Source organism: Pseudolysinimonas sp., assembly GCF_044239695.1.
GTDB lineage: Bacteria > Actinomycetota > Actinomycetes > Actinomycetales > Microbacteriaceae > Pseudolysinimonas_A.
Map to the genome: position 1 here is coordinate 1 of NZ_JBIIAW010000024.1, position 13,209 is coordinate 13,209.

Consider the following 13,209-nt stretch of genomic DNA (forward strand, 5'->3'; position numbering starts at 1 on the left):
TCGTCGTCATATCCCGGGTCGGACGACAGCATGAAATCCGACTCCGGGGAGGCGATGGGTGCGTAGGGAAAGCTGAAGAAGCAGTCGTCGGGTGACCCGTCCTGGGTGCGCCAGGCGTCGTAGTTCACGCGGTGCTCGGTGCCGGCCTGGCCGCTCCCCGTGTCCTGGGACGAAAGTGGCAGACCTAGTGACGTGTAGGCCTGCCCCGGAGCATCGAGGCCGGCGATCTGGTCGTGGCCGAAACACACCGCGCACAGGAGAGGATCGGTGGCGACCGGCGACCCCGGAGCGCCCTCGAGAAGCTCCTCTGACTCCGGGATCTCCGGCTCTTCCGCGAAAGGTTCGGCGAATGGGCTCGCCGTGCCGATGGATCGCGCGATCTGAACGGCCGCGAACACGACGCCACCGACAAGGAGGAGCAGGACGAGCGAACCGCCGATGATGACCGGGATCAGCCAGCGTCGCCGGGGAGGAGGCGCCGATACCACCTGCTGTGGAATCCGTGGCGCCGCTCCGATCGGGAGTCCCGCCGGCGGCGGAAGCGGGGGAGCGGGCGAGTTGACCGGGGCGACGGGCTCGGGCGGTCGTGGGGTGAGGGCGCCGCTCGGCGGCGCGAAGGGGCCGGGCTCGGTCATCGCGTTCCCTTTCGCAGTGACACCCGGATCGGGCTCCGGTTGCGAACACTGTAGCGGCGCCGCCGAGGCCCGTGATCGCGGAGCAGAAGCGGGCCTTCAGCTCGCGCTAATCTTCAGGAACTGTCCGACGGAGGAACACGAATGAGCACCACCAAGCCCAGCCTCGGCGAACGCCTGCGCTACTGGTTCGACAACTGGATGGCGCGCGGGCCGATCGCGCTCATGGCGTTGCTGGGCCTGGCCACGGTCGTCTTCGTGGCGGTGCTCGGCACGATCGCCTGGATCGTGCTGAACCTCATCCGTGACGACGACAACCTCGGCGACAACTCGCTCGGCCCGCTCGACCTCATCTGGCGCAGCCTGATGCGCACCCTCGACCCGGGCACGATGGGTGGAGACCAGGAGTGGCCGTTCCGTATCATGATGCTGATCGTCACGATCGGCGGTCTGGTGATCGTCGCGAGCCTCATCGGCATCGTCTCGGGCGCGTTCGACAGCAAGGTCGAGGAGCTGCGCAAGGGCCGCTCGCGGGTGCTCGAGGACAACCACACCCTCATCCTCGGCTGGAGCACCAAGGTGTTTCCGATCGTCCGGGAGATCTGCACCGCCAACGAGTCGCGCGGGCGCAGCGCGATCGTCATCCTCGCCGACCGCGACAAGGTCGAGATGGAGGATGACATCAAGGCCCAGGTCACGAACCTCGGCACGACCAAGATCATCGTGCGCTCGGGCGACCCGATGAACCTCGCCGAACTCGAGGTCGCGAACCCGCACACCGCGCGCAGCATCATCGTGCTCGCGCCGGAGGACGGCGACGACCCCGACTCGACCGTCATCAAGACCACCCTCGCGGTGACGAACAACCCGAACCGCAAGGACGGCAAGTACCACATCGTGGGCGAGTTGCAGGAGCCGGGCAACCTCGAGGCGGCTCGACTCGTCGGCCGCGACGAGGCGCACTGGGTGCTGTCGACCGAGCTCATCAGCCGGATCACGGTGCAGACCTGCCGCCAGAGCGGCCTCTCGGTCGTGTACTCCGAGCTTCTCGACTTCGACGGCGCGGAGATCTACTTCACCGAGCAGCCGAGCCTCGTCGGACGCACCTACTTCGACGCCCAGCTCGCGTTCGCCGACTCCACCGTGATGGGGCTCGTGCAGGGCGGGAAGGTGACGCTCAACCCGTCGGCGGATGCCGTGCTCGCCGCCGGCGACCTGATCGTCGTGATCGCGGAGGACGACGACACGATCCGACTCTCCGAGCCCGGAGTGCCCGAGCTCGCCCACGTGAGTGCGGCCGCGATCACCCCCGAACTCCCCGAGACCACCCTCATGCTCGGCTACAACGAGGGCCTGCGCCTCATGCTCGTCGAACTCGATCAGTATTCGGTGCCGCGCTCGCGGGTCACGATCGTCGCGGATGTCGACGAGCCCGGCTTCGACCCGTTCACCAACCTCGACGTCACCTTCCAGAAGGGCGACCCGACGAGCCGGAAGGTGCTCGACGCGCTGTACGCGCACGAGTACGACCACATCATCGTGCTCGCGGCGAAGGAGACGTTGCCGGCGCAGCGGGCCGACGCGAAGACGCTGATCACGCTGCTGCACCTGCGCGACATCGCCGAGCAGAAGAATGTCGACCTGAACGTCGTCAGCGAGATGATCGACGACCGCAACCGCGAACTCGCCGAGGTCACCCAGGCCGATGACTTCATCGTCAGCGACCAGCTCATCAGCCTGATGCTCTCGCAGGTCAGTGAGAACAAGCGGCTGACGGATGTCTTCGACGAACTGTTCTCCGCGTCCGGCGCCGAGATCTACCTGCGTCCGGCCGAGCTATACGTCGCCGACGGTGCCGACACCGACTTCTACACGGTGCTCGAGGCCGCGCGTCGGCGGGGGGAGACGGCGATCGGATATCGCATCGAGAAGCATGCCCGCAGTAGCGAGCACCTCTACGGCGTGACCGTGAACCCGCAGAAGCACGCGACGCGAGCGTTCGCCCCGGGCGACAAGATCATCGTGCTGTCGGAGCGCTGAGCCGCGCGGCACCTGGAACGCAGAAGAGCCGCCCCGAAGACCGGGGCGGCTCTTCTGGATAACGGCTTCAGCCGAGGTCGGGGCTGAAGCCGGCGGAGAGCAGCGCGACGCGGAGGGCGATCGCCCCCGCGCCGAACAGCAGCCCGAAGACGCCGAGCACGCGACCCCGACCGCTCACGAGGGCGATCAGACCCAGCAGCACGGCGACACCGGCGCTGAGGAAGCCGCCGAAGAAGACGAAGAGGGCGAGGACCACGAGTCCGGCGGCGCCGATCGCGGTCGAGATCCCGGCGAGGTTGCCGGCGGAGAGGTCGCCCACCGCGCCGATCAGCACCACGACGACGAACACGACGAACGCGACGTCGGCGAGGCCGGTCAGGAGACCGAGGATGAACGACCACGCCCCGACACCGCGCTTCTTCTTGACGACGACAGGTTCGGCGACGGCGACCGGCGCGGGGTCCGCGGCCGGGACGACGGCGGGCTCGGGCGCCGGTTCGGTGACGGCCGCGGTCGTCGACGCCACCGGCTCGGCCGGAGTCGTCGTGGCGGGAACAGCGGGTTCGGGCTTCACGGGGTCGGACATGGCACCGACTGTAGCGCCCGCGTCCTCCCCGAGTCACGGGTGTTGACGCGGTGCGTCACCCGCTCTTGCGGCGGAACTCCCGCTTGTTGCCGGCGGCGCGGTGCGTGCCCTGGATCGCGGAATCCCCGTCGAGGTGACCGGGCCGGCTCTGGGCGTTCTGCTTCTTGCGCTCGAGCGCCTCGCGGAACTTGCGCTTCGATTCCTCCGACGGGGAGGTCTCGGCGGCGTTCTCGTCGGGCTTGTCGCTCATGTCGCCCAGCTTAGGCGGTGGCCTGCTTGGCCACTTCGGCGCGCACGGCATCCATGTCGAGGGCGCGCACCTGGCCGAGCAGGTCGTCGAGCGCCGGACGGGGGAGGGCGCCGGCCTGCGAGAAGACGCCGATCCCGTCGCGGAAGATCATCAGCGTCGGGATGGAGCGGATCTCGAACGCCGCCGACAGGTCGGGGTTGGCCTCGGTGTCGACCTTGGCGAACAGGACATCCGGGTTGTCCTCCGCGGCCGCGGTGTAGATCGGCGCGAAGGCCAGGCACGGGCCGCACCAGGCAGCCCAGAAGTCGACGAGAACGATGCCCGAGTCGACGCCGGGCTCGAGAACGGTCGACTCGAAGTCGGGGAAGGTCAGGTCGCGCGTGGCCATCGGCCCAGCTTATGAGGGGGATGAGGGGTCGCGCTGGGTGGGGTCGCGCCGCGCCGCGAGGCGCTGGGCGACGAGGTCGACCGCGATTCCGAGCACGATCGCCACGGCGACGGACAGCGCGATCGCGAGCACGGGGGAGCCGGGCAGGGCAGTGCCGAACAGTGCACCCACGCTGACGTTGTAGATCGCCCAGGCCGTGCCGGCGAACGCGGCGAGCGGCAGGAACCGGCGCGCGGGCAGCCCTGCGGCGCCCGCCGAGAGATTGACCGCGATCCGGGCGTACGGGACGTAGCGGGCGGTGAAGATGAGGACGGCGGGCCGGGTCAGCACGGTCGCGCGGGCGCGGGACAGGGCCGCGGCGATTCGGCCGCGACGCTGCCAGGCCCACCGGTCGATCCCGATCCGGCGGCCGATCAGGTAGCACAGCGAATCGCCGACGAGCGCGCCGACTGCCGCGACCGGCACGAGGAGGAGCAGCGACGGCTCGCCCCCCGTCGCCGCCAGGGCCCCGAGCGCGACGACGAGGGTCTCGCTCGGCAGCAGCACGAGGAAGGCGTCCGCGATCACGAGGAGGAACAGGGCGGCGTAGATCCACGGCGACGCCGCCATCCCGAGGAGCGCCTGTTCGATTTCGTTCACCCGGCGTTTCTACCCGCCAGGAGTGAACGTCCGGTATCATCGCAAAGGCTGCCATTCGGCAGTCGACACCCGGAGCAGGCCGGCGCACAAGTTGGTCACCGGTGGTGGTCTTCTGAACACAGTGTCATTCAGACGCGCGGGGTTCAGAGCACTTCTACTGTTGGCCAGATTGCGCCCCTGAGCTGCAGAGATGCAGCGGGGTACTTCTGCGCATGCTCCTGCTCCTCACAACAAAGAGGAGTGACCCATGGAGGGTCCCGAAATCAAGTTCGCCGAGGCTGTTCTCGACAACGGCAAGTACGGCACGCGTACCGTGCGGTTCGAAACCGGGCGTCTCGCCCAGCAGTCGCAGGGCGCGGTCGCCGCGTACCTCGACGAAGACACCATGATCCTGAGCGCCACGAGCGCCGGCAAGCACCCGCGCGACGGGTTCGACTTCTTCCCGCTGACGGTGGATGTCGAAGAGCGCTCCTACGCCGCAGGCAAGATTCCCGGCTCGTTCTTCCGTCGTGAGGGCCGCCCCTCGACCGAGGCGATCCTGGTCTGCCGTCTGATCGACCGGCCGCTGCGCCCGACCTTCGTCGAGGGCCTCCGCAACGAGGTGCAGATCGTGATCACGGTGCTGAGCATCGCGCCCGACGAGTTCTACGACGCCCTCGCGATCAACGCCGCCTCGGCGTCGACGCAGATCTCCGGCCTGCCGTTCTACGGTCCGGTCGGCGGCATCCGTCTCGCTCTCATCGAGGGCCAGTGGGTCGCGTTCCCGAAGTTCAGCCAGCTCGCCGACGCGGTCTTCGACCTCACGGTCGCCGGCCGCCTCGTCACCGACGCGAACGGCAACGAGGATGTCGCGATCATGATGGTCGAGGCCGAGGCGACCGAAGGCAGCTGGGAGCTCATCCGCGCCGGCGCCACCAAGCCCGACGAGGCCGTCGTCTCGCAGGGTCTCGAGGCGGCGAAGCCGTTCCTGAAGCAGCTCATCAAGGCGCAGCAGGAGCTCGCGGCGCAGTCGGCGAAGCCCGTGCAGGACTTCCCGCTGTTCCCGCCGTACTCGGACGAGGCCTACAACGCCGTCGCCGAGATCGCGTACGACGAGCTCAAGGGCGTCTACCAGATCGCCGACAAGCAGGAGCGTCAGAACGCCGATGACTCGCTCAAGGAGCGCGTCAAGCTCGCGATCAACGAGCGCGTCGAGAACGGCCAGCTGAGCGGCGAGGTTCCGCCGATGGTGAGCGCCGCGTACAAGTCCGTGAGCAAGAAGGTCATGCGCACTCGCGTGCTGACCGACGGCATCCGCATCGACGGCCGCGGCCTGACCGACATCCGGGCGCTCGACGCCGAGGTGCAGGTCATCCCGCGCGTGCACGGCTCGGCGATCTTCCAGCGCGGCGAGACCCAGATCCTGGGTGTCACCACGCTGAACATGCTCAAGATGGAGCAGCAGATCGACTCGCTCGCGCCGGTCAAGAAGAAGCGCTACCTGCACCACTACAACTTCCCGCCCTACTCGACCGGTGAGACCGGCCGCGTGGGGTCGCCGAAGCGTCGCGAGATCGGGCACGGCTTCCTCGCCGAGCGCGCCCTCGTGCCGGTGCTGCCGCCGCGTGAGGACTTCCCCTACGCGATCCGTCAGGTCTCCGAGGCCCTCGGCTCGAACGGCTCCACCTCGATGGGTTCGGTCTGCGCCTCGACGCTGTCGCTGCTCAACGCCGGTGTGCCGCTGCGCGCCCCGGTCGCCGGCATCGCGATGGGCCTCATCTCCGACGAGGTCGACGGTGAGACGCGCTACGCGGCCCTGACCGACATCCTCGGTGCGGAAGACGCGCTCGGCGACATGGACTTCAAGGTCGCCGGCACGTCGGACTTCATCACGGCGATCCAGCTCGACACCAAGCTCGCGGGCCTGCCGTCGTCGGTGCTCGACGGTGCGCTGAAGCAGGCCAAGGAAGCCCGCACGGCGATCCTCGCGGTCATCAACCAGGCGATCGACGGCCCCGACGAGATGGCCGCCACGGCGCCTCGCGTCATCAGCGTCAACATCCCGGTCGACAAGATCGGCGAACTGATCGGCCCGAAGGGCAAGACGATCAACGCGATCCAGGACGAGACCGGCGCCGACATCTCGATCGAGGAGGACGGCACCGTGTACATCGGCGCCGTCGACGGTCCCTCGGCCGAGGCCGCGCGCGCCCAGGTGCTCGCGATCGGCAACCCGATCAACCCCGAGGTGGGCGAGCGGTTCCTCGGCACGGTCGTCAAGATCGCGACCTTCGGTGCGTTCGTCTCGCTCATGCCCGGCAAGGACGGCCTGCTGCACATCAGCGAGGTGCGCAAGCTCGCCGGCGGCAAGCGGGTCGAGAACGTCGAAGACGTGCTCGGCGTCGGCCAGAAGATCATGGTCGAGATCACCAAGATGGACGACAAGGGCAAGCTGTCGCTCGCCCCGGTCGTCGATGACGCGGACGCCGCGGACACCGACTCGTCGGCTGCCGCGAGCGAGGGCCCGGAGGCTCCCGCCGAAGGCTGATCACCACCGGATCCACCGGATGCCGTCTCCTCTCACGAGGAGGCGGCATCCGTCGTTTCGCGGGATGCCGCGGGCCCGGTCGGGTCAGAGCAGCAGCGGGATGCTGAAGCCGCTGGCGACGAGCGTGAAGCCGGCGCCGAGCAGGGCGGCGACCACCACGGCGCCGGTCGACCCGGCGTCGAGCACCGGGTGCGGGTCGGGGATCAGGAGCGCGAGGGTCGCGGCGATCGCCCAGACCGCGAGGAGCACGAGCAGCGCCACCAGCGCCGGCGCGTGTCGGGCGTCGGGGGCGCACGACGGCGGAGCCGGGTCGATCGCCGGGCAGAGCGTGGGCATCCCGCGGATCAACAGGATGAGCACAACGCCCACGGCCGCGACGATCGACACCCGAAGGAGGCGCCGGCGACGCGAGCCCACTGCGGCGCGCGATGTCATCAGGAGAAGATCTGCGGCTGCTGTGCCGCGGCGAGCGCCGAGGCGAGTCCGATCAGAAAGACGAGGGCCATCGCGCCGGCGAGCACCCCGAGCACGAGCGGTCGCAGCCGCGCCGGGATGAGCAGCGCGCAGGTGACGATCGCGGCGTACAGCCCGACGATGAGCACCAGAAACGGGATGAGGGCCGTCGGAGCGCCCCCGGTCGCGCACTCCGGGGGCGCCGGATAGATCATGATGCACGCTTCGGCGGGACGCGGGATCGCCCACAGGGTGCCGATCGCGACGACGGCGAACACGCCGAGCGGCGCGAGCCACCAGCCGAGCGGACGGGGGGACCGGGCCTCGGTCCGCGGTGCTGGGGAGGTCATGTCGGCATCCTCTCGGCCGTTCGTGGCGAGAGCCGGCGCGGCCTCACCCTTCATCTACGTAGACGCTCGACCGTCGCGGATCGTTGGGTGGGTGTCAAGACCGCACCCGCGGCAATGGACGAAGGGCCGCCCCCGTTCGGGCGCGGACGGGGAACGGCCCTTCACGTGGAGAGCGGCGGCCGGTCCGTGCGCTGTGGACGACCCGGCTCCGGATGCTCGTGGCATCCGCGCACCCTTACGGTACGACGCCGGTCCCGCGTGCGGGAGGGCTTGACGGCGAGTTCGGGAGAAGTTCACGTCTGCGGGTCACCCGAACGGGGGCGTCGGCGCGCCGTAACGATTCGGCCACGTCGCCCGGGAACCGGGGGAGCGCGGAGTTAACCTACGACCAGTACGAGCCGCACCCGCAGACGGCACGTCTCACGTGAGCGGGGTCGAGGAGGCGCCGGATGACCGAAGACGCAGCTCCCGTCGTCACGCCGCCTGCGGGAATCACCACCCGATGGGCGCCGGCCATCTCGACCGCCGAGACCCGCGCGATCGTCGGGTCGCCCCGCGCGGTGCGCCGCCGGGTCGGCTCCTCCGACCTCGAGGTCTTCCCGATCGCCCTGAGCGGAAACGTCTTCGGCTGGACCGCCGACTCGGCCGAGAGCGAGCGGGTTCTCGACTCCTACGTCGCTCGCGGCGGCAACTTCGTCGACACCGCCGACTCCTACGCGGGCGGCCGGAGCGAGATCATCCTCGGCAACTGGCTGCGCGCCCGCGGGGCCCGCGACGACATCGTGCTGGCGACGAAGGTCGGCAAGAGCGCCGATCACCCGGGGGTCTCGGCCCGCGCCATCACGGCGGCGGTCGAAGCCTCCCTGCGTCGCCTGCGCACCGACCGGATCGACCTGCTGTACCTGCACATCGACGACCCCGACGTGCCCTTCGAAGAGACGCTCCTCGCCGTCGACGAACTCGTCCGCTCGGGCAAGGTGCGCTACTTCGGCGGCTCTCACCACACCGGGGACCGCCTCATCGAAGCCCGCATCGCCTCCGCGCAGCTCGGGGTCGCGCGGATGGTGGCCCTGCAGAACCACTACAACCTGGTGTTCCGGAGCGAGTACGAACAAGGTCTCGCGGGGATCGCCGCGACGCTCTCGCTCGGCGTCATGCCGCGGTTCGCGCTGGCCAGCGGATTCCTCACCGGCAAGTACCGATCGAAAACCGACCTCGATCGCACCCGTCGCGCCGAAGTCGGCCGCTACCTGAACCGCTCCGGGATGCGGGTGCTCCAGGCGCTCGACGTCGTCGCCGCGGAGCACGACGCGCCCCTGGCGACGATCGCGCTCGCCTGGCTGCTGAGCAAGCCCGACGTCGTAGCGCCCGTGGTGTCGGCCAGTGCCGCCGACCAGGTGTTCGACCTCGTCGCCGCCGCCGAGGTGAATCTCACGAGATCCCAGCTGACAGCACTCGACCGCGCCGGCTCCTGAGAGCCGACACGGTCGAGTTGTGGTGCCGCTGTCCGGCAGCACCGGCTCCTGAGAGCCGACACGGTCGAGGGGGTGCGAGGGTCAGGCGTTGACGCCCGGGATGACGACGCGCGCGCCGATTCCGAAGACGAACCAGATCACCAGCAGGATGATCGCGATCAGCGTGATCGCGACCCCGCCGCGCCGAACGCTGCTGCGGAACGCGAGCTGGATGAGCAGCAGGATGACGAGGATCAGGCCGAGCAGCGGCGAGGTGAACTCGACGTCTCCGATCCGGAGGGGCAGCCCGACGACGAACAGGGAGATGAGGAACAGCACCGCCACGATGATCTCGAGGATGGCGAGGATCGCCGCTCCGCCACGTGCTCGCGTGATGCCGTCGACGAGCGCGAGCACGCCGCCGATCGCGGCGATGACGAACATGAGGGTCAGGGTGAATCCGATCGTGATTTCCACGCTGAAGCCTTCCACTGGGGCGCGGGGGTGTCCGCGCGAGCCGAGCATAGCGGCGGCCAGCATCCACTCGCCCCTCTTCCGGGGGTCGTCCAGTTAGTGGTAGTGCTCAGCGAACGGCTTCGGCGATGACGCGGTCGAAGGTGCGCGACAGCGCCGTCGACGCGGCGATCGGGTCGCCCGCGTACCCACCGCTCATCGCCCCGTCGCGGGCGAGCACGAGGTCGTCGGCCGCATCGCCCGGCATCGGGTGACCGAGCGCGCGGGTGAGGCGCTCGAGCATGGTCGCGTACCATTCCCGGTGCTCGCGCACGGCGATGCGGACCGGATGCTGGGAATCCGAGAATTCGGCGGCGGCATTGATGAACGGGCAGCCGCGGAAGCCGGGGGCGGCGATCGACTCGAGAACGGCATCCCGCGTCGCGTACAGGGTGCCGAGTGCGGTGTCGTTCGCGGCGGCACGCTCGGCGACCGCCTCGGCGATGCGTCGGTGCCGGTAGCCGATGTAGGCGGCGATGACGCGGTCCTTCGACCCGTAGTGCTTGTAGAACGTGGCCTTCGTCACGTTCGAGGCGGCGATCAGGCGGTCGACCCCGACGGCGCGGATGCCGTCGTCGTAGAACAGCTCGTCGGCGGTCAGCAGGATGCGCAGCTTGGCCGGAGCTTCGGGAAGCTGCGTCAGGGGCGGATCGATGGTGATGGACACGAGGGCTTTCGGTTCGGCGCGGGGCGACGCGGACGGTGACGGAGGGGAGTCGTCCGGGATGACGATAGCACGGGGGGACAGACAGGCTCGTCTGTCCGCCATGACCCCGTTCGGGGGTGGCGGCGCGGCGCGGGTGACGTGACGTACGCTCGACACGATGAACGGCGCCGTGGCATTCCCCCTCGACCTCTCTGAACTCGAGATCGCCGCCTCCGGTGGCTCGCTCGTGCGGCGCACCATCCTCCCCAGTGGGGTGCGCATCCTGAGCGAGCAGGTCCCCGGTTCGCAGAGCGCGACCGTCGGATTCTGGGTCGCCGTCGGATCCCGCGACGAGGTCCCGGTCACCTTCGGGTCGACCCACTTCCTGGAGCACCTGCTGTTCAAGGGCACGACCACGCGCACCGCCCTCGACATCGCCGTCTCGTTCGACGCCGTCGGTGGCGAGCACAACGCGATGACGGCCAAGGAGTACACCTGCTACTACGCGAAGGTGCGCGACCTCGACCTGCCGATGGCGGTGCGGGTGCTGGCCGACATGTTCACCTCGTCACTGCTGGATCCCGAGGAGTTCGAGAGCGAGCGCGGGGTCATCCTCGAAGAGCTCGCGATGGCCGACGACGACCCCTCGGATGTCGTCTCGGAGCGGTTCTTCGAAGGGGTCTTCGGGGATCACCCGCTGGGCCGTCCGATCGGCGGTAACCCCGACGCGATCTCGGCGGTCACGCGCGAGGCCGTCTGGGAGCATTACCGGGCCAACTACCGCCCCCAGGACCTCGTCATCTCGGTGGCCGGCGCGGTCGACCACGACGAACTCGTCGCCTGGACGATCACCGCCCTCGAGGCCGCCGAGTGGAACCTCACGCTGTCGGCGAGCCCGGTCGCGCGCCGCGACCCGAATCTCGACCTCGTCGGCCGCGGGAGCCCGCTGGTCGTCGTCGACCGGCCGCTCGAGCAGACCAACCTGCTGCTCGGCGTCCCCGGTCTCCACGCCGCCGACGCGCGGCGCCCCGCGCTGACGGTGCTCAACTCGGTGCTCGGCGGCGGGATGTCCTCGCGCCTGTTCCAGGAGATCCGCGAGAAGCGCGGCCTCGCCTACTCGGTCTACTCGTTCGCCGCCTCCTACTCGGATGCCGGCGTGGTCGGCCTGTACGCGGGCTGCACGCCGAAGAAGGCGCCCCAGGTCGCCGGGCTCATGCTCGACGAGTTCCGCAAGCTCGCCGACGGCGGTATCACCGCCGAGGAGCTGGCCCGCGCCCAGGGACAACTCGGTGGGGCTTCCGCTCTCGCCCTCGAGGACTCCGACACGCGCATGACCCGGCTCGGCCGGTCCGAGCTCACGATGGGGGAGTTCGCCGACCTCGACGAGACCCTCCGCCGCATCGGGGCCGTCACGGTGGATCAGGTGCGCGACCTCGCCGCCGAACTCGCCTCCCGCCCGCTGTCGATCGCGGCCGTGGGATCGGTGGATGTCGACGCCCTCGCCGGGCTCGACGGCACCGTCGCCGCCGCCTGACCCCCGCCGTTCGAACCCTGAGCTTTCCGACGAAGGAGTCGCCGTGCCCTCCCGCTACCTCTACCTCGTGCGTCACGGCGAGCAGCAGGACGCCGAACACGGCCTCCCCGACGGCCCGCTGAGCGCGCGCGGCATCCGGCAGGCGCACGCGATCGCCGAGCGGCTGAGCGGGGTGCCTTTCTCCGGCGCCTGGACCTCCCCGCTCCAGCGCGCCCAGGAGACGGCCCGGATCATGACCGAGCGCCTCCCCGCCCTCGAGCCGCAGCCGTCGGCCCTGCTGATGGACTGCATCCCGTCGGGACCGACCCCCGAGCTCCCGCACGCGTTCGAATCGTTCTTCGGAAGCGTCACCCCGGAGGAGATCGCTGCGGGCGAGGCGCAGATGTCCGACGCCCTCGCCGAATGGATGACGCCGCCGGCCGGCGAGGACCGGCACGATCTGCTCATCACCCACAACTTCGTCATCGGCTGGTTCGTGCGCGAAGCCTTCGGCGCCCCGACCTGGCGGTGGCTCGGCGTGAATCAGGCGAACTGCGGGCTGACGATCATCCGCGTCCGGTCGGCGAAGCCGCCGGTGCTCGTCACCCACAACGACCTCGGTCACCTGCCCGCCGAGCTACGCACCGGCCTCACCGTCGAGCAGCCCTACTGACCTGATCGCCCGCACAGAACCCTCTCTGACACGGGAGAGGGTCGCGCACGGGGCTCTCGTGCGTCAGAAGACCCTCTCGGCGTCAGGCGGAAGGTGCTTGCGGAACCACTGCGTCGCGTTCGGGTTGTCGTTGTACGGTTCGACGTCGACGTAGCCCGACGAGCGGTAGAGGGACTGCGCCGCTTCGAGGCGCTCGTTGGTGTCGAGCACGACCTCGGTCGCGCCGAACCCGGCAGCACGGCGCTCCAGCTCGAGCAGCAGCGCGCGGCCGGAGCCGGTGCCGCGGGCGGCGGGGCGCACCCAGAGGTGCTTGATCTCGCCGCGGGCGGGGGAGAGCATCCGCATCCCTCCGCAGCCGACGGGCGCCCCGTCGAGTTCGGCGACGAGGAACACCCCCTCGGGCGGGGTGAACGTCGCAGGATCGGGGCGGAAGGTGCGGTACGACGTCATCCCGTGCTCCCGCATCCCGAAGTACTCGCCCAGCAACTCGTCGGCGATCGGGTCGACGACAGAGGTCTCGCGGAACTTCAGCACGGCCCAACCCT

The 13,209-nt window shown here is 69.6% G+C and carries 14 protein-coding genes and 1 pseudogene; 5 read left to right on the forward strand and 10 right to left on the reverse strand.

The window, feature by feature from the left end; all coding sequences use genetic code 11:
• Positions 1-635: pseudogene (locus ACILQS_RS05605) on the reverse strand (hypothetical protein); the annotation flags it as partial.
• A gap of 141 nt (positions 636-776) precedes the next feature.
• Here ACILQS_RS05605 and ACILQS_RS05610 point away from each other — a divergent pair.
• Complete coding sequence (locus tag ACILQS_RS05610) at positions 777-2,672, forward strand: hypothetical protein (protein ID WP_395639127.1); 1,896 nt, start codon at positions 777-779, stop codon at positions 2,670-2,672.
• A 67-nt stretch (positions 2,673-2,739) separates the two neighbouring features.
• Here the strand turns inward: ACILQS_RS05610 and ACILQS_RS05615 are convergent, their stop codons facing one another.
• From ACILQS_RS05615 to ACILQS_RS05630, 4 genes are read right to left on the reverse strand one after another with little or no spacing between them, the layout of a single operon-like run.
• On the reverse strand, positions 2,740-3,258 hold the full coding sequence (locus tag ACILQS_RS05615) for a hypothetical protein (RefSeq protein ID WP_395639128.1): 519 nt from the start codon (positions 3,256-3,258) through the stop codon (positions 2,740-2,742).
• Positions 3,259-3,313: 55 nt separating this feature from the next.
• Entirely contained in the window at positions 3,314-3,508 is a 195-nt protein-coding gene (locus tag ACILQS_RS05620; protein WP_395639129.1) for a DUF5302 domain-containing protein, read from the reverse strand.
• Between the two features lie 10 nt (positions 3,509-3,518).
• Positions 3,519-3,896 carry a thioredoxin family protein gene (locus tag ACILQS_RS05625; protein WP_395639130.1) on the reverse strand — a complete coding sequence of 126 codons (378 nt, stop codon included), beginning with the start codon at positions 3,894-3,896 and terminating at the stop codon, positions 3,519-3,521.
• A gap of 9 nt (positions 3,897-3,905) precedes the next feature.
• Positions 3,906-4,535, reverse strand: a complete 630-nt coding sequence (locus tag ACILQS_RS05630; RefSeq protein ID WP_395639131.1) for a DedA family protein — start codon at positions 4,533-4,535, stop codon at positions 3,906-3,908.
• 247 nt (positions 4,536-4,782) lie between these two features.
• On the opposite strand from ACILQS_RS05630, the gene ACILQS_RS05635 reads away from it, so the two are divergent.
• Positions 4,783-7,062 carry a polyribonucleotide nucleotidyltransferase gene (locus tag ACILQS_RS05635; protein ID WP_395639132.1) on the forward strand — a complete coding sequence of 760 codons (2,280 nt, stop codon included), beginning with the start codon at positions 4,783-4,785 and terminating at the stop codon, positions 7,060-7,062.
• A gap of 84 nt (positions 7,063-7,146) precedes the next feature.
• On the opposite strand, the gene ACILQS_RS05640 is transcribed toward ACILQS_RS05635, so the two are convergent.
• Together ACILQS_RS05640 and ACILQS_RS05645 are read right to left on the reverse strand one after the other, a co-directional pair.
• Positions 7,147-7,431 carry a hypothetical protein gene (locus ACILQS_RS05640; protein ID WP_395639133.1) on the reverse strand — a complete coding sequence of 95 codons (285 nt, stop codon included), beginning with the start codon at positions 7,429-7,431 and terminating at the stop codon, positions 7,147-7,149.
• Positions 7,432-7,496: 65 nt separating this feature from the next.
• Complete coding sequence (locus ACILQS_RS05645; protein ID WP_395639134.1) at positions 7,497-7,865, reverse strand: hypothetical protein; 369 nt, start codon at positions 7,863-7,865, stop codon at positions 7,497-7,499.
• Between the two features lie 449 nt (positions 7,866-8,314).
• On the opposite strand from ACILQS_RS05645, the gene ACILQS_RS05650 reads away from it, so the two are divergent.
• Positions 8,315-9,340, forward strand: a complete 1,026-nt coding sequence (locus ACILQS_RS05650) for an aldo/keto reductase (protein WP_395639135.1) — start codon at positions 8,315-8,317, stop codon at positions 9,338-9,340.
• A gap of 81 nt (positions 9,341-9,421) precedes the next feature.
• On the opposite strand, the gene ACILQS_RS05655 is transcribed toward ACILQS_RS05650, so the two are convergent.
• Positions 9,422-9,796 (reverse strand): hypothetical protein, encoded by a 375-nt coding sequence (locus tag ACILQS_RS05655; protein ID WP_395639136.1) that lies wholly within the window; start codon positions 9,794-9,796, stop codon positions 9,422-9,424.
• Positions 9,797-9,902: 106 nt separating this feature from the next.
• A complete protein-coding gene (locus ACILQS_RS05660; protein ID WP_395639137.1) occupies positions 9,903-10,499 on the reverse strand; it encodes a TetR/AcrR family transcriptional regulator in 597 nt (198 codons plus the stop codon).
• Positions 10,500-10,656: 157 nt separating this feature from the next.
• Here ACILQS_RS05660 and ACILQS_RS05665 point away from each other — a divergent pair, with 157 nt between their 5' ends.
• Positions 10,657-12,012 carry a M16 family metallopeptidase gene (locus ACILQS_RS05665; RefSeq protein WP_395639138.1) on the forward strand — a complete coding sequence of 452 codons (1,356 nt, stop codon included), beginning with the start codon at positions 10,657-10,659 and terminating at the stop codon, positions 12,010-12,012.
• Between the two features lie 43 nt (positions 12,013-12,055).
• Positions 12,056-12,664 carry a histidine phosphatase family protein gene (locus ACILQS_RS05670; RefSeq protein WP_395639139.1) on the forward strand — a complete coding sequence of 203 codons (609 nt, stop codon included), beginning with the start codon at positions 12,056-12,058 and terminating at the stop codon, positions 12,662-12,664.
• A 63-nt stretch (positions 12,665-12,727) separates the two neighbouring features.
• On the opposite strand, the gene ACILQS_RS05675 is transcribed toward ACILQS_RS05670, so the two are convergent.
• Positions 12,728-13,198 carry a GNAT family N-acetyltransferase gene (locus tag ACILQS_RS05675; protein WP_395639140.1) on the reverse strand — a complete coding sequence of 157 codons (471 nt, stop codon included), beginning with the start codon at positions 13,196-13,198 and terminating at the stop codon, positions 12,728-12,730.
• Positions 13,199-13,209 lie beyond the last annotated feature (11 nt).

Coding starts and splice junctions, on each gene's coding strand:
- ACILQS_RS05610 (WP_395639127.1), top strand. CDS start 777: ATGAGCACCACCAAGCCCAGCCTCGGCGAACGCCTGCGCTACTGGTTC.
- ACILQS_RS05615 (WP_395639128.1), bottom strand. CDS start 3,258: ATGTCCGACCCCGTGAAGCCCGAACCCGCTGTTCCCGCCACGACGACT.
- ACILQS_RS05620 (WP_395639129.1), bottom strand. CDS start 3,508: ATGAGCGACAAGCCCGACGAGAACGCCGCCGAGACCTCCCCGTCGGAG.
- ACILQS_RS05625 (WP_395639130.1), bottom strand. CDS start 3,896: ATGGCCACGCGCGACCTGACCTTCCCCGACTTCGAGTCGACCGTTCTC.
- ACILQS_RS05635 (WP_395639132.1), top strand. CDS start 4,783: ATGGAGGGTCCCGAAATCAAGTTCGCCGAGGCTGTTCTCGACAACGGC.
- ACILQS_RS05645 (WP_395639134.1), bottom strand. CDS start 7,865: ATGACCTCCCCAGCACCGCGGACCGAGGCCCGGTCCCCCCGTCCGCTC.
- ACILQS_RS05650 (WP_395639135.1), top strand. CDS start 8,315: ATGACCGAAGACGCAGCTCCCGTCGTCACGCCGCCTGCGGGAATCACC.
- ACILQS_RS05665 (WP_395639138.1), top strand. CDS start 10,657: ATGAACGGCGCCGTGGCATTCCCCCTCGACCTCTCTGAACTCGAGATC.